Origin of the sequence: Arthrobacter sp. NPDC089319 (assembly GCF_040684925.1) — a bacterium.
Taxonomy (GTDB): Bacteria; Actinomycetota; Actinomycetes; order Actinomycetales; family Micrococcaceae; genus Crystallibacter.
Genome location: NZ_JBFBGZ010000003.1, coordinates 300,666 through 320,510 on the forward strand (window position 1 = coordinate 300,666; position 19,845 = coordinate 320,510).

A 19,845-nucleotide genomic window follows, 5' to 3' on the forward strand; every position below is an offset into this window, starting at 1 on the left:
CCGCCGCCCGTCGGCGCACTACTGTAGGTTCATCAACTGTGCACCTGCAGGCCAGGTGCTGTGCCACGCGGAGTACAAGGCATGCGCCGCACTTCTTGTGAAGCGACCATTGAACTGCGGCGTGGGCAGACTTTCTTTTATGGAGGATAATTGAAGACTTCACTGCGCAACATCAAGCGCGGCACCGGCCTCTCCGCCGCAGTGCTCGGCGCGTCCGCACTGGTCCTGAGCGGTTGCGGTGCCCCGCCGGCCGAAGAGGGCGGCAGCGGCAGCCCGGCAGCGGAAGCCACCGACTACCGGGGCTGCATCGTCTCCGACTCCGGTGGATTCGACGACCGTTCGTTCAACCAGTCCAGCTATGAAGGCCTGAAGATGGCCGAGAAGGACCTGGGCATCAAAATCAGCGAGGCGGAATCCCAGGCCGAGACCGATTTCGGCCCGAACGTGGACGCCATGGTGCAGGCCGACTGTAACCTCATCCTCACCGTCGGCTTCCTGCTGGGCGACGTGACCAAGGAAGCAGCGGCAGACAACCCCGACACCAACTTCGCGATCGTTGACTACAGCGATCCGGAGTTCACCGATAACGTCAAGCCGATCATCTACGACACGGCACAGGCCGCCTTCCTGGCGGGCTACGCGGCGGCGGCAACCAGCGAGACCGGCAAGGTGGCCACCTACGGCGGAATGAACATCCCCACCGTCACCATCTTCATGGACGGATTCGCCGACGGCGTCGACTACTACAACAAGCAGAAGGACGCCAACGTCGAACTGCTGGGCTGGGACAAGAAGTCCCAGAACGGCACCTTCGTGGGCAACTTCGAGGATCAGGGCAAGGGCAAGACCAATACCCTGAACTTCATCAACGAAGGCGCCGACATTATCATGCCGGTGGCCGGGCCGGTTGGCCTGGGCACCCTGGACGGCGTGATCGAGGCCAACGCGGACGGCAAGGACGCCAAGGTGGTCTGGGTCGACTCGGACGGCTACGAGACCGCCGGTAAGGCAGAGGAATTCATCCTCACCTCCGTGATGAAGTTGATGGGCAACGCCGTCGAAGACGTCATCAAGACCGACACCGAGGGCAACTTCGACAGCACCCCCTATGTCGGAACCCTGGAAAACGGCGGCGTGGCACTTGCTCCGTTCCACGATCTCGATGCTGCCGTTTCAGACGAGACCAAGTCGGAACTGGACACCATCAAGGAGTCGATCATCTCCGGCGAGATCAAGGTCGAATCGAAGGCCAGCCCGCAGCAGTAAGCGTGAAGCGGACCGCCGCTCTCGGTGCCGGACATCGGTGCCGAGAGCGGCGGTTCGTGCTGTCAGCGGCCGAATCGGTTTAGGCTAGGCACAGCTTAAGGGCGGCCAGCGCTCGAAACCATGCCGGATGAGGACCGTCGTACCTACGGACAAAGAACAGGTGGGTTGGGGTTTGAAGCTCGAGCTCAAAGGAATCACCAAACGGTTCGGTTCCCTAGTCGCCAACGATCACATTGACCTTGTGGTCCAGCCGGGCCAGGTGCACAGCCTGCTCGGTGAAAACGGGGCCGGGAAGTCGACGCTGATGAACGTCCTCTACGGGCTTTACGAGCCGACCGAGGGCCAGATCCTAGTGGATGACAAGCCGGTGACTTTCAACGGCCCCGGCGATGCCATGGCGGCCGGCATCGGCATGGTGCACCAGCACTTTATGCTGGTCCCGGTCTTCACCGTCGCGGAGAACGTGGCGCTGGGCAACGAAGCCACCAAAGCCGGCGGCATGCTGAACCTTGACGACACGCGGGCCCGGATCCGGGAGATTTCGGACCAATACGGTTTCCAAGTGGACCCGGATGCAGTGATCGAGGACCTGCCCGTCGGCGTGCAGCAGCGGGTGGAAATCATCAAGGCCTTGCTCCGTGACGCCGAAGTGCTGATCCTGGATGAGCCGACCGCTGTCCTCACGCCCAAGGAAACCGACGAACTGCTCGGCATCATGGGCCAGCTCAAGGCCGACGGCAAAGCGATCGTCTTCATCTCGCACAAGCTGCGCGAGGTCAAAGCCGTTTCCGACATCATCACGGTGATCCGCCGCGGCAAGGTGGTCGGCGACGCCCCGGCGTCGGCCTCCACCACGGAATTGGCGGAGATGATGGTGGGCCGGGCGGTCAGCCTCACGCTGAACAAAGAAGCGGCGCAGCCTGGGGAAGAAACGTTCACGGTCTCCGACCTCACAGTGCTCTCGCCCACCGGCCAGCGCATGGTGGACGGCATCAGCTTTGGCATTGCCCGCGGCGAGATCGTGGCGGTGGCCGGTGTGCAGGGCAACGGGCAGACCGAACTGACCGAGGCCATCCTGGGCCTGCAAGACCATGTGTCGGGCTCCATCCGGCTGGAGGGCCGCGAGCTCGTTGGCAAACGGGTCAAGGACATCATCGGAGCTGGGGTCGGTTTTGTACCGGAAGACCGCAGCGTCGAGGGCCTGGTTGGTACCTTCTCCGTGGCGGAAAACCTCATCCTCAACCGTTATGACCGCCCGCCCTTTGCGCGCGGCCTGGCCATGAAGCCGGGCTTGATTGCCCAAAACGCCGAACAATACATCGCGGAGTTTGACGTCCGCACGCAATCGGCGGAAGCCGCAGCGGGCACGCTGTCCGGCGGAAACCAGCAGAAGGTGGTGATGGCACGGGAGCTGTCCAGGCCCTTGAAGCTCTTCATCGCCTCGCAGCCGACCCGTGGCGTCGATGTGGGATCGATTGAATTCCTGCACAAGCGGATCGTCGCCGAACGCGACGTCGGCACACCGGTCCTGATCGTGTCCACCGAGTTGGACGAAGTGCTGGAGTTGGCCGACAGAATCGCCGTGCTCTACCAGGGACGGCTGATGGGAATCGTCCCGGCAGGCACTTCGCGCGGCGAACTGGGCCTGATGATGGCCGGGATGAATGCAGAAGAAGCCCAAGCACAGCAGGCGCAGGCCGAAGCACAGCAGACGGACGTCGAAGGAGGCGAAGAATGAGCGCGGATGAGCCCGGCAAGCAGACCAGAAAGCGGCCTGAACATGGTGGCAAGTCAGCGGTCGACGGCGAGGAGCAGCGGCTCCTAGCGGCCGCCGAACTCGGCGATGGCACGCAGCCGCCGCCCGCGGTTCCGGCGACGGAGGAGAGCCTGCACCCGCAGCTGCGCGAGCAGCAAAGCGTGATGCAGCGGATCGTCACGGGCAACGCCCTGGTGTCGGTCCTCGCCGTCGTACTGGCGTTGGTCGCAGGCGGCATCCTGATCGCGCTGACCAATGAAGAAGTGGCCAGGACCTCCAGCTACTTCTTTGCCAAGCCGCAGGACATGCTGGGTGCGGCCTGGACTGCTGCATCTGGGGCCTACATTGCCCTCTTCCAAGGGTCGGTCTTCAATTCCGACGGGTCGACCTTCACCCGGATGATCTACCCGCTGACCCAGACGCTGACCGTGGCCGCCCCGCTGATCTGCGCCGGCCTGGGCGTAGCGTTGGCCTTCCGCGCCGGGCTATTCAACATCGGCGCCCAAGGCCAGATCATCATCGGCGCCACCCTGGCCGCCTGGGTCGGTTTCAGCTGGCACCTGCCAGTGGGCCTGCATCTGCTGCTGGTCATCGTGGCCGGCATTGTGGGCGGCGCACTCTGGGGCGGTCTGGTCGGCTTGTTGAAGGCCAAGACCGGCGCCCATGAGGTGATCGTGTCGATCATGCTCAACTATGTGGCCATCAACTTGGTGCTGTACCTGCTGACCATTCCGGCTTTCCAGCGCCCGGGTTCCACCAACCCAATCAGCCCCCAGCTGGACGAGACTGCGATGTACCCGCCGCTCTTTGGCGACGCCTTCCGGCTGCACTGGGGCTTCATCGTGGCCATTATCGCAACGTTCTTTGCCTGGTGGCTGCTCAACCGCTCGACGATCGGCTTCGAGTTGCGCGCCGTGGGCTCCAACCCGCATGCCGCCCGGACGGCGGGCATCAGCGTTACCAAGGGCTACGTGGTGGTCATGGTGCTCGCCGGCGCACTGGCCGGGCTGGCCGGCACCGCACAGGTGGCGGGCACCGAGCAGGTGTTGACTGCCGGTGTGGCGGCCAGCTTCGGCTTCGATGCCATCACCGTCGCACTGTTGGGGCGCTCGACGCCGTGGGGCACGTTTGCGGCCGGCGTGCTGTTCGGTGCCTTCCGCGCCGGGGGCGTCACCATGCAGACCAACACCGGCACCGCGATCGACATTGTGCTGGTGGTCCAGTCCCTGATTGTCCTGTTCATCGCCGCTCCGCCGCTGGTCCGGGCAATCTTCCGCCTGCCTGAGCCGGGCCGGTTGACGGCGAAACCCCGCAAGACCGCAAGCACCGGAGGTGCAGCATGAGCACGGCTACTGCCACCGAACCGCAACAGGGCGCAGCCCCCACTGCCATCGTGCGGAACTGGAAGACCCCGGTCATCCTGGCCGTGCTTTCCGTTCTGGCACTCGTGGTCTTCGCCGTCGGCGCGCCGGACAACTCCGTCACCTTCCGGCTCTCGGCTACCAACGACGCCCTGGTGCTGCCGGACGTCGTCCTGTCGGCAGTTGTCACCGGCTGGGTCACCGCCATCCTGATGCTCGCCGCCGCCGTCTGGTCGTTCCAGCTGGTCCGGTCCGGCCGCAAGGTGCCCGGCTGGCTGGTGGCCGTTTTTGCCGTCCTCTTCATCGTCGCTTTCCTGACCTGGGTGGTGGGCAGCGCCCGCACGCCGAACGTGGCCCTCTACGGGCTGCTGGCCGGTTCCTTCACGTTGGCCGTGCCGCTGATCTTCGGGTCCCTTTCCGGCGTGCTGTGCGAACGTTCCGGCGTGGTCAACATCGCCATCGAAGGGCAGCTGCTCTTCGGTGCGTTCTCTGCCGCGGTTGCCGGATCGCTCTCCGGCAACGCCTTCGTTGGCCTGGCTGCAGCGGCCATCGGCGGCGTCCTGGTGTCGGCGGTGCTGGCGCTGTTCAGCATCAAGTACATCGTCAACCAGGTGATTGTCGGCGTGGTGCTCAATGTGCTGGTGTCAGGCCTGACCGGATTCCTGTTTTCCACCGTCCTTTCCTCGGATCCGGCCAGATGGAACTCGCCGCCGCGCCTGCCGATCATCAGCATCCCGGTGCTGTCCGACATTCCGGTCATCGGCCCCATTCTGTTTGAGCAGTCGGTGGTCGGCTACTTGATGTATATCGCCCTGGCCGTCATCTACGTTGGCCTGTTCCACACCAAATGGGGCCTCCGGACCCGCGCGGTCGGCGAGCACCCGAAGGCCGCGGACACGCTGGGGGTGAAAGTCAACCGGATGCGGTTCACGAACGTCCTGCTGGCCGGCGTCGTCGCCGGTTTCGGCGGCGCCTTCTTCACCCTGGTCCTCGTGTCCAGTTTCGGCCGGGACATGACGGCGGGGCAGGGCTACATTGCCCTGGCAGCGCTGATCTTCGGCCGCTGGAATCCGCTCGGCGCCTTCTTCGCCGCCCTGCTGTTCGGGTTTGCCACCAACCTGCAGTACGTGCTCAGTGCCCTCGGCTCCACCGTGCCGAACCAGTTCCTGGCCATGCTGCCGTACGTGGTGACGATCTTCGCGGTCGCCGGGCTGGTGGGCCGTGCCCGGCCGCCGGCCGCCAGCGGCGTGCCGTACATCAAGGGGTAGGGGATGGAACCGACGACGGACCGGCCGGTGGACTGGGACGCGCTCCAGCGCGCCGCGGCGGACGCCATGCGGCGGGCCTACGTGCCGTATTCAGGGTTTCCCGTCGGCGCGGCCGCATTGACCGACGACGGGCGGATTGTTTCCGGCTGCAACGTGGAGAACGCGTCCTATGGGCTGACCTTGTGCGCTGAATGTTCGCTGGTGAGCCAGCTGAACATGACGGGCGGCGGGAAACTGGCGGCCTTCAGTTGCGTGGACCGGGACGGCAAGGCGCTGATGCCATGCGGGCGGTGCCGGCAGTTGTTGTATGAGTTTCGGGCGCCGGGCATGCTGCTGATGACGCCGGCCGGGGTTAAGACCATGGACGACGTGCTGCCGGACGCCTTCGGCCCGCAGCACTTGGCCTGATAAGCCGGAACGGATCAAGTGAGGAACAGGGTATGACCGAAACTTTCGACGCAGTGGACATCATCCGGACCAAGCGCGACAAGGGAACGCTGAGCCCGGAGCAGATCGCCTGGACCATCGACGCCTACACCCGCGGGGCCATCGCCGACGAGCAAATGTCCGCGCTGAACATGGCCATCCTGCTCAACGGCATGGACCGGGAGGAAATCTCGCACTGGACGACGGCGATGATCGCCTCCGGCGAGCGGATGGACTTCGCCTCCCTCGGCAAGGCGACAGCGGATAAACACTCGACCGGTGGAGTGGGAGACAAGATCACCCTCCCGCTGGCCCCGTTGGTGGCGGTTTTCGGCGTCGCCGTGCCGCAGCTGTCCGGGCGCGGGCTCGGCCACACCGGCGGCACCTTGGACAAGCTCGAATCAATCCCGGGCTGGCGGGCGCTGCTGACCAATGACGAAATGATGAAGCAGCTGGCGGACGTCGGCGCGGTGATCTGCGCGGCCGGTTCCGGGCTTGCCCCCGCGGACAAGAAGCTCTACGCGCTGCGGGATGTGACCGGCACGGTGGAAGCGATCCCGCTGATTGCCTCCTCAATCATGAGCAAGAAGATCGCCGAAGGCACCGGAGCGCTGGTGCTGGATGTGAAGGTCGGCAGCGGCGCCTTCATGAAGGATGAGCCCAACGCCCGCGAACTGGCCGAAACCATGGTCGCCCTGGGCAAGGACGCCGGCGTGAACACCGTGGCCCTGCTCACGGACATGAGCACCCCGCTGGGGCTCACCGCGGGCAACGCCATTGAAGTCGAAGAATCGGTGGAAGTGCTCGCCGGTGGCGGCCCCGAGGACGTGGTGGAGTTGACGGTCAAGCTGGCCGAAGAAATGCTGCAGGCGGCCGGCGTGGCCGATGCCGACCCGGCGGCAGCGCTGCGGGACGGCCGTGCCATGGACGTCTGGACGTCGATGATCCGCGCTCAGGGCGGTGACCCCGACGCCGCCTTGCCGGTGGCCCGGGAATCCGAGGTTGTCTACGCGCCGGCAGACGGCGTGCTGGTCCAGTTGGACGCCCTGTCCGTGGGGGTGGCGGCCTGGCGGCTGGGAGCCGGACGCGCCCGCAAGGAGGACGCCGTGCAGGCCGGTGCCGGAGTGCGGCTGCATGCCAAGCCCGGCGCCATGGTCCGGGCCGGCGAACCGCTGATGACGCTGCTGACCGACACCCCCGAGCGGTTCGACCGGGCCAAGGAGGCGTTGCGCGACGCCGTCGTCATTGCCCCGGAGGGAAGCCGGCCGGACCGCCGGCTGATCATTGACCGGATTTCCTGACCGCGACACCTTGTCGGCTGCCGGTTCGGGGAATGCCCTGACGCCGGCAGCCTCGCGCCGGCAGGACCAGGACAGGCGTTGAAGCGCCCCCAGCTGAAAACAACTGGGGATGGCCGTTTATAGATTCGCTGGATAAACCTCTTCCCGGCCCACCAGCACCCGGCTACGATGATGTCTGCGGCCGGAGCTCTGGGGAAGCTCCGGCGCACTGCAGGGTCTGCGGCATTGACCGTTGGGGGCCCGGTCAGGGATTTACCCGATAGCGGCACCAAATGCAGCATGGCATCGTTGGACTTAGACATCCAGCGGACAGGAACACCTCGTGCAGACTTTTATGGACGCGCTCAGCGTCTTCATCATCGACGCGGCAGCACAATGGTGGATCTACCCACTACTCTTGGCTCTCTGCCTGATCGATGGCATCTTTCCGCCCGTTCCGAGCGAATCGGTCGTCGTCGCGCTGGCTGCCATCGCCGTATCCGCCGGAGCGCCTAACATCTGGCTGGTCGTTGTGGTCGCAGCGGTGGGCGCCATTGCCGGCGACAACATCGCCTATCTGATTGGCCGCAGCATCGGCGCTGACCGCTTCCGCTGGATGCAGCGGCCACGCGTGGCCGCCGCCTTCGCCTGGGCCCGCCGGGAACTGGACCGGCGCGGCGCCCTGCTGATCCTAGGCGCGCGGTACATTCCGGTGGGTCGCGTCGCGGTCAACATGACCGCCGGAGCCACCGGCTACCAGCACCGCAAGTTCGTCCTGTTCTCGGTGGTGGCCGGCTTCTCATGGGCCTTGTACTCGGTGGGCATTGGGGCGTTGGCGGGACAGTGGTTCCATGACCACACCTTGCTGGCCGCGGGCCTGGCCATCGTGCTGGCACTGTTGCTGGGCCTGGCGCTGGACCATGGCATCAAGCTTGCCGGCCGCCGGGCCGCTCGGCTGCGTGCGGCAGCCACGGCCGCCCACAGCAGTGCGGAGCCGGCGGGAGCCAGCCGGCAGGCCGCATACGATCACGGCGCAGCCGGGAGCTCCGGCGCCCCAATGCAGGGACGGCGCCATCCCGGCGACCAACCGCCGGAATCCGGTTCGCGCACGGTGCGCTTCGAGCCCTATGCGCCCGTCGCCGTGCCCTCGCGCAACCGCTCCACGGCCGCATTGGACGATTGAGACACCGTCCGCTGGAGGCAATGGCCGGTTGAGCCGGCCGGCGGAAGCCGATCCGGTTCAGGCAGGCGGGGTGCTCGCGTAAGGTGGTGCGTGTGACTGAGCCTGATTACTCCGAAGACACCGCAGCCGATATGGACATCGACATCCGCAGCCTGCCGAAGGTATCACTGCACGACCATCTGGACGGCGGCCTGCGCCCCGCCACCATCATCGAGCTGGCAGCCGCCGTGGGCCACGAGCTGCCCTCCACCGACCCGGTGGCACTGGGCGAGTGGTTCCGGGAATCGGCGGACTCCGGCTCGCTGGTCCGCTACCTGGAAACCTTCGATCACACCGTCGCCGTGATGCAGACCAAGGAAGGCCTGTTCCGCGTGGCACAGGAATTCGTCGAAGACCTGGCCGACGACGGCGTGGTCTACGGAGAGGTCCGCTGGGCGCCGGAGCAGCACCTGGCCAAGGGTCTGACCCTGGACGAAGCCGTCGAAGCCGTCCAGGCCGGGCTTGAAGCGGGTGTCGACGCCGTCGAGGCCAGCGGCCGGCCCATCCAGGTGGGCCAGCTGATCACCGCAATGAGGCACGCCGACCGCTCCCAGGAGATCGCCGAACTTGCCATCCGGCACCGGGATCGGGGCGCCGTCGGATTCGACATTGCCGGCGCCGAGGACGGTTTCCCGGCTTCGCGCTTCAAAGACGCATTCACCTACCTGGCCGAACACCAGTTCCCGGTCACCGTGCACGCCGGCGAGGCGGCCGGTGTGGACAGCATCGCCGATGCGCTGGTCAGCGGCCGTGCACTGCGGCTTGGTCACGGAGTACGAATCGCCGAGGACATCCAGGTGGACTTCGGCCCGGACGAGGAAGACGGCGAAGAAGTCGGTATGGTCACCCTGGGCCGGGTTGCCGCGTGGGTCCGCGACCGCGGCATCCCGCTGGAGTGCAGCCCGTCGTCCAACCTGCAGACCGGCGCCATCGCCGTGTTCGGCGAAGGCATTGAAGCCCACCCGTTCGACCTGCTCTACCAGACCGGGTTCAAGGTCACGATCAACACGGACAACCGGCTGATGAGCGGCGTCACGCTCTCGGACGAGTACGAGTTGCTGGTGGAAACCTTCGACTACGATCTGGACGACCTGCTGGAGATCACGCTCAACGCGGCGGAAGCCGCCTTCCTGCCGCTGGAAGAGCGTGAAGCGCTCGTCGAGTACATCGGCGAGGGCTTCCGCAGCCAGCTGGACTAACGGGACCATGCCGCAGGGCGGTCGGCCGCCAGCACCGGGACGGCGCGAAAGCACGACGGTGGAGCCCGGCCCGGGGTGGGCCGTTCCCCGGCTGCTCGAGGTCGTGGCGCAGTTGCGCGAACACTGCTTGTGGACGGCCGCGCTGACCCACGAATCCCTGGTCGAGTACCTGGTCGAGGAGGCTCACGAGCTGGCCGAGGCGATCGAAACGGGGCACACCGGCCAAGCCGATGTGGCAGAGCTCAGGGGCGAGCTGGCCGACGTGCTCTTCCAGGTCCTGCTGCATGCGCGGTTGCAGGAAGAGCGCGGGCACTTCGATTTCGACGCCGTGGCCGCCGCGCTGACCACCAAACTCATCCGGCGGAACCGGCACGTGTTCCGGCCGGACGGGTCCCTGCAGGGGACGTTTCCGGACTCCGTCGCCGAGATCGTGGCCAGTTATGACGCGGTGAAGGCGGCGGAGAAGCCGGAGCGGACCACGCCGTTCGACGGCGTTCCGACATCGCTGCCAGCGCTGACCCTGGCGGCGAAATCCCTGGACCGGGCGCGCCGGGCCGGCTCCGTGGAACGGGCTGAGCCCGGCGGCGACGGCCGCGGCGCCGCGGCGCAGCACGGCAGTTGGCCGCCCGGAGGCGGGCAGGGCCTGACGGAAGCCGAGGTCGGCGAGGCGCTGTTCGCCGTCGTCCGCCGCGCCGCAGAAGCCGGCGTGGACCCGGAGCAGGCGCTCCGTTCCGCGGTCCGGCGATTCCAGCAGCGCGTAACGGAAGAAAACTCCACGGGGTGATCTCGATTAGTCTTAAGCCGGACCTTGCGGCCGGCCGGTGCCGGGCCTGCAGACATTCCATCTTTCGTTCCAACGAACAGGAGCTACCCCATGGCGCTGATCGATGCCATCCACGCGCGCGAAATCCTAGATTCCCGCGGCAACCCCACCGTTGAAGTTGAGGTGCTGCTGTCCGACGGCTCGATGGGCCGCGCCGCAGTTCCGTCCGGCGCCTCCACCGGTGCTTTCGAGGCCGTCGAACGCCGCGATGGCGAGAAGGGCCGCTACCTGGGCAAGGGCGTCAGCCAGGCCGTCGGCGCGGTGCTGGACACCATCCAGCCGGCACTGGTGGGCCTCGACGCCACCGACCAGCGGCTGATCGACCAGACCATGCTGGACCTGGACGGCACGTCCAACAAATCCGATCTGGGCGCCAACTCGATCCTGGGCGTCTCGCTGGCCGTGGCATCGGCAGCCGCCGAATCCGCCAACCTCCCGCTGTACAAGTACCTGGGCGGACCGAACGCCCACGTGCTGCCGGTGCCGCTGATGAACATCCTCAATGGCGGTTCGCACGCCGACTCTGACGTGGACATCCAGGAATTCATGGTGGTGCCGCTGGGCGCCGCTACGTTCTCCGAGGGCCTGCGCTGGGGTGTGGAGGTCTACCACAGCCTCAAGGCCGTGCTGAAGGAGAAGGGCCTCTCCACCGGGCTGGGCGACGAGGGCGGATTCGCCCCGAACCTGCCCAGCAACCGGGCGGCCCTGGACCTGATCACCGAGGCGATCACCCGGGCCGGCTACACACCGGGCAAGGACATTGCGCTGGCCCTGGACGTGGCGTCCTCCGAGTTCTACCGCGACGGCGCCTACCAGTTCGAGGGCAAGTCCCTGACGGCAGCGGAAATGAGTGCCTACTACGGCCAGCTGGTGGCGGACTTCCCGCTGGTGTCCATCGAGGATCCGCTGGACGAATCCGACTGGGACGGCTGGGCAACGCTGACGGCCGAGCTCGGCGACAAGGTGCAACTGGTGGGCGACGACCTGTTTGTCACCAACCCGGAGCGACTGCAGCAGGGCATCGACGCGAAGACCGCCAACTCGCTGCTGGTCAAGGTCAACCAGATCGGGTCGCTGACCGAAACCCTGGAGGCCGTGGCCCTGGCCCAGCGCAATGGCTACACCACCATCACCTCGCACCGCTCCGGCGAGACCGAGGACACCACCATCGCCGACATCGCCGTGGCCACCAATGCCGGCCAGATCAAGACCGGCGCCCCGGCCCGTTCGGAGCGTGTGGCGAAGTACAATCAGCTGCTGCGGATCGAGGAAGAGCTCGACGACGCGGCACGCTACGCGGGTCGCAGCGCTTTCCCGCGTTTCACGGCGTAGTTCGGCCCAACCCTCGGTAATGTCTTAAGCGGGGCCCGGCCGTCAGCCGACGCCGGCCCCGCGAGACAACCACGGTGAGGAGCCTCTATGTCCACCCGACGCCCCAACATGCCGCGGCCCGGCCGTTCGGCCGGCGGCGGGCTCGCGCAGGGCAGCGGCCAGGGGGATGACAAGGACACCGACCGCGAGGAACCGGACACCGGGAAGGTCATCCGGGCCGACTTCGGCCGCCCGGCGCCGCCGGCCGCGGCCCGGACCGAGGCCGGCCACGCGAGCACACCCGAGGCGGGCCACCGCCGGAAACCGAAACCACCGGCCAAGCCCAGGCCGGAGCCGTCGGAAGCCCGCGCCGCCGAACGCCGGCAGCTGTCCGAGGGAATCAGGCAGCCTGACACGCCCGCGCAGCGGGAACATCGGCAACCGGCCCGGGAAGCGGCTGCCGACGCCGTGCCGGTCCCTGCCAAAGCATTCTCCGGCCGGCTGCTGGCGCTGGCGGTGGTCTTGGTGTCCATCACGGTGCTGCTGGCTCCGTCGGTCCGGGTTTTCATTGAGCAGCGGGCAGAACTGGCCGCCCTGCAGGCGGACATCGCCGCCAAGAAAGACTCCCATCAGCAGTTGACCAAGGAGCTGGCCCGCTGGGACGACCCCGCCTACATCAAACAGCAGGCGCGGGATCGCATATTCTATGTAATGCCGGGGGAGAAGCGGTACATGGTCACCGGCGCGGAAGGACTGGGCGAGTCGGACGAACACGCATCCGCAACCGCGCCGGAGGACTTGCCGTGGGTCGACGCACTGTGGAATTCGATGACCCGGGCCGCCACGGACGCGCCCGCCGCTGACTAACATCCCGGCAGCCGCGGCTACCGGATCACACGCCACGCTGCCAAACGAAACCGCAGCACCAGGAAGGACTGAGCCATGAACGCCGCTCAGCGCACACCCACCCCCGAAGACCTCGACACGTTGAGCCGCCAGCTCGGCAGGCCGGTCCGCGATGTAGTGGAAATCGGCGCGCGATGCGTCTGCGGAAACCCGCTCGTCGCCACCACGGCGCCGCGGCTGGGCAACGGCATCCCGTTCCCCACCACGTACTACCTGACCCACCCGGTCATCACCTCCGCGGTGTCCCGGCTGGAGGCGGCGGGGGTGATGACGGAAATGACCGCGCGGCTCGAGAGCGATCCCGAGCTGGCCGCAGCCTACCGGCGCGCCCATGAGGAGTACCTGGCCGCTCGGAACGAGGTGGGCCGCCGCTCCGGCATCGGGGAGGTGCCAGAGATCGCGGGCGTCTCGGCCGGCGGAATGCCCACCCGGGTCAAGTGCCTGCACGTCTTGGTCGGTCATTCGCTGGCCGCGGGGCCGGGCGTCAACCCGCTGGGCGACGAAGCGCTAGAGGGCATCGCCGAATGGTGGACCGCTGACCGTTGTTATTGCGCCGGCGCCTGGGACGTTGACGGGGCCGCGCCCGCGCGTGATCTGAGCCGCCATACCCGGACCCAAGGCCTAACCGCCGACGAGCTGGCTGCCAAGAAGGCCCGACGGTCCGGCGGCAAGGAATCCTCAGGGGGCGCCGACGCCGTCGATCCCCAAACGCCCGGCGCAGCCGGGGGAGTGGAGTCCTAGTGGCACGCGTCGGAGCCATCGATTGCGGCACCAACTCGATCCGCCTGCTGATTGCCGAGGTGCAGGACGGCGGGCTGAGCGACGTGGTCCGGGAGATGAAAATCGTGCGGCTGGGGCAGGGGGTCGACGCCACCGGCGCGCTGGCTCCCGAAGCGCTGGAGCGGACGTTCGCGGCGGCCGAAGAATACGCCGTGCAACTGCGCAGCCACGGGGTCGAAAGCCTGCGTTTCGTTGCCACCTCCGCCACCCGCGATGCGGCCAACCGGCAGGTTTTTGTGGACGGCATCCGCGACCGGCTCGGCGTGGAGCCGGAAGTGATCAGCGGCCGCGAAGAGGCCGAGCTGTCCTTCACCGGTGCCGCCAGTGTCCTGGCCCCGGCGCCGGGAGAGAAGGTGCTGGTGGTGGACCTTGGCGGTGGCAGCACGGAGTTCGTGCTGGGTACCGCGGACGGGGTGCTGGCCGCGCTCAGCACGGATATGGGCTGCGTCCGTTTCACCGAGCGGCACCTGCGCTCGGACCCGCCCACCGCGGCGGAAATTGCCGAAGCAGTGGCCGACGCCGAGCAGCATCTGGCTCGCGTGCTGGACGACGTGCCGCTGGCCGACGTTGACCGGTTGGTAGGGGTGGCCGGGTCTGTCACCACGATCACCGCACACGCCCTGCAACTGGACCAGTACCGTCCCGAGGCGATCCACGGGGCACGCGTGGAGGGCGACCGGCTGGATGCTGCCTGCACGTCCTTGCTGGAGATGACCCGGCAGCAGCGTGCGGCGCTGCCCTATATGCACCCCGGGCGGGTGGACGTCATTGGCGCCGGCGCGCTGATCTGGCGCACCGTGTCACGGCGGCTGTCCGAACTGACCGCTGGACGCGTGGACGGCGCAACGGCCAGCGAACACGATATTCTTGATGGAATCGCCCTGAGTGCCGCCACCCGGCTGCCCACCCACCCAGCCCCAGGGACCTAGACTGCTTACCGAAGGGACACCGATGCGCCACCGCGAGAGTGAACGGCCCGGCAGGCGCTCGTCCGCCGCGAAGGCCATTTCGCTGGGCTCGGCCCTTGCGGTGCTTGGCTCGCTGATGCTGGCAGGACCCGCCCATGCCGACGCCACTAGGGATAAGGAATACTGGCTGGATTCCTACGGGATCCGCGCCGCCTGGGACGAATCGCAGGGCGAAGGCGTGAAAGTCGCGGTGATCGACAGCGGTGTTGACGGCACCCATCCGGACCTCAAGGGGGCCGTGGTGGGCGGCACCGATGCCTCCGGGTCGGGCGATCCCGACGGCCAGCGCGGCATCGGACAAACGCCCGAGCACGGCACCCTGGTGGCGACGTTGCTGGCCGGGCGCGGGCATGCCCCGGATAAAGACAAGAAGGACGACAAGAAGAAGGATGACGAGTCCAAGACCAAGGACAAGGGCATCGGGGCCGGTACCGATGGCGTGATCGGGGTGGCTCCCAAGGCGCAGATCCTGACGGCCTCCACCTGGCTCGGGACGCCGAACCCTTCCGGCGTCGGAGTGGACGAGCAGATCCCCGCGGCCGTCCGCTGGGCCGTGGACAACGGCGCGCAGGTCATCAATATGTCGCTGACCAGTTCCAGCACCTCCTGGCCGGAGAGCTGGGACGCCGCGTTCCTGTATGCCGAGCAGCACGACGTCGTGGTGGTGGCCGCCGCCGGAAACCGCGCCGGCGGGACCGAGCAGTCCGGTGCTCCCGCCACCATTCCCGGGGTCCTGACCGTGGCCGGACTAAACCGCGACGGTGAGGCCAGCCAGGAGGCCTCGGCCCAGAGCATCGTCATTGGCGTTGCGGCACCGGCCGAAAACCTGGTGGGTGGATTGCCCGGCGGCCTCTATGCCGACTGGTCCGGTACCTCCGGTGCCACCCCGCTGGTCTCCGGAGTCGCCGCGCTGATTCGCTCCAAGTATCCGGACATGAGCGCGGCCCAAGTCATCAACCGCATCATCTCCACGGCCAAGGACTCCGGCGTTCCCGGTCATGACCCGATCTACGGCTACGGCGTACTGGACGCCGAAGCGGCGCTGAGCGCCGAAGTTCCCGAGGTATCAGCCAATCCGCTCGGCTCGATTGCCCAGTGGATCACCGTGCACCGCCGCGGTGCCGTCGCTGCGCCGGAATCGCAGTCGCCGGTGCAGTCCAAGGCCGTGGCCCCGGACATTCCGGAACCGACCACCCCGGTGGCGGTCCCACCGCGTACCGAGAATTCGGTACTGCCAGCCGTCCTCGTCTTCTCGTTCGGTGCGCTGATTGCCGGCGTGCTGACTTTGGGCGCTGTCCAGACGATCCGTGCACGCCGGGCCGCGGCAGGAAAACAGGCCATCGAGGATGCAGACACGGGCTTCATACCGCCGATCCGGGGCGGGAACCAGAAGCCGGTCAAGCGCTGATTTGCTCCCCGCCTACTTCGTGAAAACTTTCACAAAAGACGCTACACTTAACGCATGGCTCTCACTCCTGCTCTGTCCGATCGCCCGCGCGTCCTTGTAGTCGGCGGCGGCTACGTTGGTCTTTACGTTGCGCTGAAGCTCCAGAAGAAGGTCAAGGGGCACGGCGGCATCGTCACCTTGGTGGACCCGCTTCCGTACATGACCTACCAGCCGTTCCTGCCCGAAGTGGCCTCCGGCAGCATCGAAGCCCGGCATGCAGTGGTCAACCACCGCCAGCATCTGAAGGACACCGAACTCATCACCGGCAGAGTCACCTCCATCGACCATGCTGCCAAGAAGGCGGTGATCACCCCCGCGGCGGGCGAGGCTTTCGAGCTGGACTACCGCGACGTCGTCGTTGCCGCCGGTGCCGTTACCCGCACCTTCCCGATCCCGGGGCTGGCAGAAGCCGGCATTGGCCTGAAGACCATCGAAGAAGCCGTGGAGCTGCGGAACAAGGTGCTGGAGCGGATCGAGACCGCTTCCCAGCTGCCTGAGGGAGCGGAGCGGACCCGCGCGCTGACGTTCGTTGGCGTGGGCGGCGGCTTCGCCGGCATTGAGGCGATGACCGAAATCGAGGACCTGGGCCGCGCTGCCGTCAGGAAGAACGGACGGCTGCGCCAGGAAGACCTGCGTTTTGTGCTGGTCGAGGCGATGGGCCGGATCATGCCCGAGGTCACCGAAGAGCAGGCCGAGTGGGTCGTCGAGCACATGCGCTCACGTGGCATCGAGGTCATGCTCAACACCTCCCTGGCCAAGGCGGAGGGCGGCGTGCTGGAACTGATCAATATGCCGGACAAGACTCCGGCCGAGACCTTCGAAGCCGACACCCTGCTGTGGACTGCAGGCGTGCAGGCGAATCCGGTGGCCCGCAGCTTTGGCTTCCCGCAGGACGAACGCGGCCGGATCAAGGCCGATGCCACCCTGCAGATCGTTGGCGAGGATGGCCCGATTGACGGCGCCTGGACCGCTGGCGACGTCGCAGCAGTGCCGGACCTGACCGGCGGCGGGGTGGGTGGCTTCTGTGTCCCGAACGCCCAGCACGCCATCCGCCAGGCCAAGCGGCTTGCCAAAAACATCTACGCGGCCCGCTGGGGCGTGGGCAGCGTCAAGCAGTACAAGCACAAGAACCTGGGCGCCGTCGCCGGCTTCGGCCTCAACAAGGGCGTCGCCAAGATCATGGGCATCAAACTCAAGGGCTGGCCGGCCTGGATGGCCCACCGGGGCTACCACGGACTGGCCATGCCGACCGTGGAGCGTAAGATCCGCGTGATCTCGAACTGGTTCTGGACCATCTTCCTGGGCCGCGACACCACGCGCCTCGCCGATCTGCAGACCCCGTACCGCCAGTTCCGTGAGGCTGCTTCACCCCAGCCGCGCCCGCAGGCCGCCGCCGCTCCCAAGCCGGCAACGGACGCCCAGGGCACCGGCTCCGAAAAGGAACTCGCGTCCACCGGCCGCTAACCTAACCGCAACAAACGCAGCAGGCCCGGATATCGCACGTCGGTATCCGGGCCTGCTGCGTTCTGCGCAGAACGCTGCGGCATAGAATATCTTGATGCTGATCAGGACAGAACAACCGGGGGATCGCCCCACCGTCCTCAGCCTGGTGGCCCGGGCCTTCGCCGCGGATGGCGCTACGGAACCCGTTGAACGCCGGCTGCTGGCCGAGCTGTACGACTGTGACGGTTTCCTGCCGGAGTTCTCCCTCGTCGCCGAGGACCATGGAACCGTTGTCGGCCAGGTGATCAGTACCCGCGGGTGGATCGACGGTGCGCCCGCCTTGGGGCTGGGGCCGATCGCGGTGGAGCCGGACCGCCAGCGCTCGGGCATCGGAGCTGCCCTGCTGGCCGAAATGCAAAGGCGGGCCGAGGGTGCGGGGGAGAGCGTCATCCTGCTGCTCGGAAGCACCGATTACTATCCGCGTTTCGGGTATCGGCCGGCCAGTGAAGCCGGCATCAAAGCTCCGGATCCGGCGTGGGGCGCCCACTTCATGGCGTTGCCGCTGGTCGAGCTTCCGCCAACGGGTACGTTCACCTACGCCGGCCCCTTCGGCCGCCTTTGAACCACAGGAACGGGCCATCAAGTACCCTAGGTAGGTGCAGGAATGCCACGCCCCCGTAGTCCAATGGCAGAGACAACCGACTTAAAATCGGTCCAGTGTGGGTTCGAGTCCCACCGGGGGTACCTCAACAGTGTGACGAGCGTTACAAGGATGTAACCCAAAACGCTTATTTTCAACAACAATTTGGACTAGTTTTCTCTGTAATCAGGAATACCTGGTAGCGCATCAAAGGTTCACAAACCTTTCGATCGAGGGGAAAACATACATGACTGCCACACGAAACGCTGTGCTTTTCGGCACCGGCGGCAACTCCGCGCGGGCGGGGAAGTTGGCCGCGCTCGGATTGGGAATCGCCTTGTTTGCCTCGGCCTGCGGCGGTGGGTCGTCGACGCCGTCGGAGCCTGGAGGGGGAGCTTCATCGGCACCGGCAGGCGCATCGGGCCTGACGTGTCCCGGACCCGGCGAGGACGGGGGACCCACCGGCGGTGCAACCGGAAACCCGGCGGACGTTCCCGAGTCAAAGGGCTCCACCGATCAGCCGCTGAAGGTCGGCACGCTGCTGCCGACCACCGGGACGTTGGCCTTCCTGGGCCCGCCGGAAATTGCCGGTGTCCAGCTGGCCGTCGACAAGATCAATGAAGCCGGCGGTGTGCTTGGCAAGGATGTGGAAACCGTCCAGCGCGACTCCGGGGACACCACCACTGACATTGCAACGCAGTCGGTGACGGACCTGCTCAGTGAAAAGGTCAACGCCATCGTGGGAGCGGCCTCCTCGGGCGTTTCCTTCACCGTGATCAACCAGATCACCGGCGCGGGCGTTCTGCAGATTTCCCCGGCGAATACGTCGCCGGACTTCACCACGTGGGATGACAAGGGCCTGTACTGGCGGACCGCTCCGTCGGATGTGCTGCAGGGACGCACCCTTGGCAACTACATGGTGACTTGCGGTGCCCAGACCCTCGGCATGATCGTACTGAACGACGCGTACGGCACCGGTCTGGCGGACAACGTCAAGCAGGCCTTCGAAGGCTCCGGCGGCAAAGTGGTCGCAACCGAAATGTTCAACGAGGGCGATTCGCAGTTCAGCTCGCAGGTTGATGCGGTGGTCAACGCCAAGCCCGACGCCATCGCGCTGATTACTTTCGACCAGATCAAGTCGATTGCACCGTTGCTGCTGTCCAAGGGCATCAAGGCCGACCAGATGTTCTTGGTAGACGGCAACACCTCGGACCTGAGCAAGGAACTTGACCCCGGTGCAATGGCGGGGGCGCAGGGTACCATTCCCGGCACCTTCGCCAAGGACGAATTCCAGGCGCAATTGGCGAAAGTCGACGACAAGCTGAACTCCTTCTCGTACGCGGGCGAGTCCTACGACGCGGTGAACCTCGTGGCGCTGGCCTCCGAGGCAGCTGGCAGCACCAAGGGCGAGGACATCGCCAAGGAGATGCAGGCTGTGTCTGAAGGCGGTGAGAAATGCTATGACTTCGCCGGTTGCGTGACGCTGCTGCGCGACGGTAAGGACATCGACTACGACGGCATCTCCGGGCCGATCACCTTCGACAAGAACGGTGACCCGACCGAGGCCTACATCGGCATCTACCAGTACGACGACACCAACGTACCGCAGCCGAAGCTGGAGGAGTTCGGCCAGCTGTAAGACCGCTCCACACCACTCGAACCGATGCAGAGGGCTCCAGCCACCAGCTGGGGCCCTCTGCCGTGGGGGGGGAGGCTCTACGACTCGTCCAGAGCACTCGGAGGCCGCAG

General features: G+C 66.5%; 17 protein-coding genes and 1 tRNA gene. All 18 read left to right on the plus strand.

The features are described from left to right. Positions 1–150: 150 nt before the first annotated feature. The 18 genes from AB0N75_RS06550 (at position 151) to AB0N75_RS06635 (ending at position 19,735) form a co-directional block, all read left to right on the plus strand. A complete protein-coding gene (locus AB0N75_RS06550) occupies positions 151–1,266 on the plus strand; it encodes a BMP family ABC transporter substrate-binding protein (RefSeq protein WP_364646854.1) in 1,116 nt (371 codons plus the stop codon). A 172-nt stretch (positions 1,267–1,438) separates the two neighbouring features. Further along, on the plus strand, positions 1,439–3,004 hold the full coding sequence (locus AB0N75_RS06555; RefSeq protein ID WP_364647047.1) for an ABC transporter ATP-binding protein: 1,566 nt from the start codon (positions 1,439–1,441) through the stop codon (positions 3,002–3,004). Between the two features lie 182 nt (positions 3,005–3,186). Next, complete coding sequence (locus AB0N75_RS06560; RefSeq protein WP_364647050.1) at positions 3,187–4,365, plus strand: ABC transporter permease; 1,179 nt, start codon at positions 3,187–3,189, stop codon at positions 4,363–4,365. Next, a complete protein-coding gene (locus tag AB0N75_RS06565; protein ID WP_364646857.1) occupies positions 4,362–5,651 on the plus strand; it encodes an ABC transporter permease in 1,290 nt (429 codons plus the stop codon). Before AB0N75_RS06560 ends, AB0N75_RS06565 begins: the two co-directional genes overlap by 4 nt. 3 nt (positions 5,652–5,654) lie before the next feature. Then, entirely contained in the window at positions 5,655–6,059 is a 405-nt protein-coding gene (locus tag AB0N75_RS06570) for a cytidine deaminase (protein WP_364646860.1), read from the plus strand. A 32-nt stretch (positions 6,060–6,091) separates the two neighbouring features. Continuing rightward, the gene (locus tag AB0N75_RS06575) at positions 6,092–7,378 is read left to right on the plus strand and encodes a thymidine phosphorylase (RefSeq protein ID WP_364646863.1); all 1,287 of its coding nucleotides are present in this window, start codon (positions 6,092–6,094) and stop codon (positions 7,376–7,378) included. Positions 7,379–7,700: 322 nt separating this feature from the next. Beyond that, positions 7,701–8,540, plus strand: coding sequence for a VTT domain-containing protein (locus AB0N75_RS06580; protein ID WP_364646865.1), 840 nt, complete (start codon positions 7,701–7,703; stop codon positions 8,538–8,540). A 131-nt stretch (positions 8,541–8,671) separates the two neighbouring features. After that, on the plus strand, positions 8,672–9,778 hold the full coding sequence (locus AB0N75_RS06585; RefSeq protein ID WP_364647053.1) for an adenosine deaminase: 1,107 nt from the start codon (positions 8,672–8,674) through the stop codon (positions 9,776–9,778). 58 nt (positions 9,779–9,836) lie between these two features. Further along, the gene (locus AB0N75_RS06590; RefSeq protein ID WP_364646868.1) at positions 9,837–10,562 is read left to right on the plus strand and encodes a MazG nucleotide pyrophosphohydrolase domain-containing protein; all 726 of its coding nucleotides are present in this window, start codon (positions 9,837–9,839) and stop codon (positions 10,560–10,562) included. 90 nt (positions 10,563–10,652) lie between these two features. Then, positions 10,653–11,933: a phosphopyruvate hydratase gene (eno, locus tag AB0N75_RS06595; RefSeq protein WP_364646871.1), complete on the plus strand. Its 1,281-nt coding sequence runs from the start codon at positions 10,653–10,655 to the stop codon at positions 11,931–11,933. Between the two features lie 87 nt (positions 11,934–12,020). Next, a complete protein-coding gene (locus AB0N75_RS06600; RefSeq protein ID WP_364646874.1) occupies positions 12,021–12,779 on the plus strand; it encodes a septum formation initiator family protein in 759 nt (252 codons plus the stop codon). Between the two features lie 75 nt (positions 12,780–12,854). Beyond that, complete coding sequence (locus tag AB0N75_RS06605) at positions 12,855–13,559, plus strand: DUF501 domain-containing protein (protein ID WP_364646877.1); 705 nt, start codon at positions 12,855–12,857, stop codon at positions 13,557–13,559. Next, positions 13,559–14,527, plus strand: a complete 969-nt coding sequence (locus tag AB0N75_RS06610) for a Ppx/GppA phosphatase family protein (protein WP_364646880.1) — start codon at positions 13,559–13,561, stop codon at positions 14,525–14,527. The genes AB0N75_RS06605 and AB0N75_RS06610 overlap by 1 nt, the downstream gene beginning before the upstream one ends. A 22-nt stretch (positions 14,528–14,549) precedes the next feature. Next, positions 14,550–15,974, plus strand: a complete 1,425-nt coding sequence (locus tag AB0N75_RS06615; RefSeq protein WP_364646883.1) for a S8 family serine peptidase — start codon at positions 14,550–14,552, stop codon at positions 15,972–15,974. A 54-nt stretch (positions 15,975–16,028) separates the two neighbouring features. Then, complete coding sequence (locus AB0N75_RS06620) at positions 16,029–17,477, plus strand: FAD-dependent oxidoreductase (RefSeq protein WP_364646886.1); 1,449 nt, start codon at positions 16,029–16,031, stop codon at positions 17,475–17,477. Positions 17,478–17,571: 94 nt separating this feature from the next. After that, complete coding sequence (locus AB0N75_RS06625) at positions 17,572–18,078, plus strand: N-acetyltransferase (RefSeq protein ID WP_364646888.1); 507 nt, start codon at positions 17,572–17,574, stop codon at positions 18,076–18,078. A gap of 49 nt (positions 18,079–18,127) precedes the next feature. Next, positions 18,128–18,200 (plus strand) — tRNA-Leu (locus AB0N75_RS06630). A gap of 143 nt (positions 18,201–18,343) precedes the next feature. Continuing rightward, the gene (locus AB0N75_RS06635; RefSeq protein WP_364646891.1) at positions 18,344–19,735 is read left to right on the plus strand and encodes an ABC transporter substrate-binding protein; all 1,392 of its coding nucleotides are present in this window, start codon (positions 18,344–18,346) and stop codon (positions 19,733–19,735) included. The last annotated feature ends 110 nt before the right edge of the window (positions 19,736–19,845 follow it).

Excerpts from the sequence above, each read along its gene's own strand:
- AB0N75_RS06575 (WP_364646863.1), top strand. The coding sequence starts at position 6,092 with ATGACCGAAACTTTCGACGCAGTGGACATCATCCGGACCAAGCGCGAC.
- AB0N75_RS06620 (WP_364646886.1), top strand. The coding sequence starts at position 16,029 with ATGGCTCTCACTCCTGCTCTGTCCGATCGCCCGCGCGTCCTTGTAGTC.
- AB0N75_RS06605 (WP_364646877.1), top strand. The coding sequence starts at position 12,855 with ATGAACGCCGCTCAGCGCACACCCACCCCCGAAGACCTCGACACGTTG.
- AB0N75_RS06560 (WP_364647050.1), top strand. The coding sequence starts at position 3,187 with ATGCAGCGGATCGTCACGGGCAACGCCCTGGTGTCGGTCCTCGCCGTC.
- AB0N75_RS06585 (WP_364647053.1), top strand. The coding sequence starts at position 8,672 with ATGGACATCGACATCCGCAGCCTGCCGAAGGTATCACTGCACGACCAT.
- AB0N75_RS06570 (WP_364646860.1), top strand. The coding sequence starts at position 5,655 with ATGGAACCGACGACGGACCGGCCGGTGGACTGGGACGCGCTCCAGCGC.
- AB0N75_RS06615 (WP_364646883.1), top strand. The coding sequence starts at position 14,550 with ATGCGCCACCGCGAGAGTGAACGGCCCGGCAGGCGCTCGTCCGCCGCG.
- eno (WP_364646871.1), top strand. The coding sequence starts at position 10,653 with ATGGCGCTGATCGATGCCATCCACGCGCGCGAAATCCTAGATTCCCGC.
- AB0N75_RS06565 (WP_364646857.1), top strand. The coding sequence starts at position 4,362 with ATGAGCACGGCTACTGCCACCGAACCGCAACAGGGCGCAGCCCCCACT.
- AB0N75_RS06625 (WP_364646888.1), top strand. The coding sequence starts at position 17,572 with ATGCTGATCAGGACAGAACAACCGGGGGATCGCCCCACCGTCCTCAGC.
- AB0N75_RS06600 (WP_364646874.1), top strand. The coding sequence starts at position 12,021 with ATGTCCACCCGACGCCCCAACATGCCGCGGCCCGGCCGTTCGGCCGGC.
- AB0N75_RS06635 (WP_364646891.1), top strand. The coding sequence starts at position 18,344 with ATGACTGCCACACGAAACGCTGTGCTTTTCGGCACCGGCGGCAACTCC.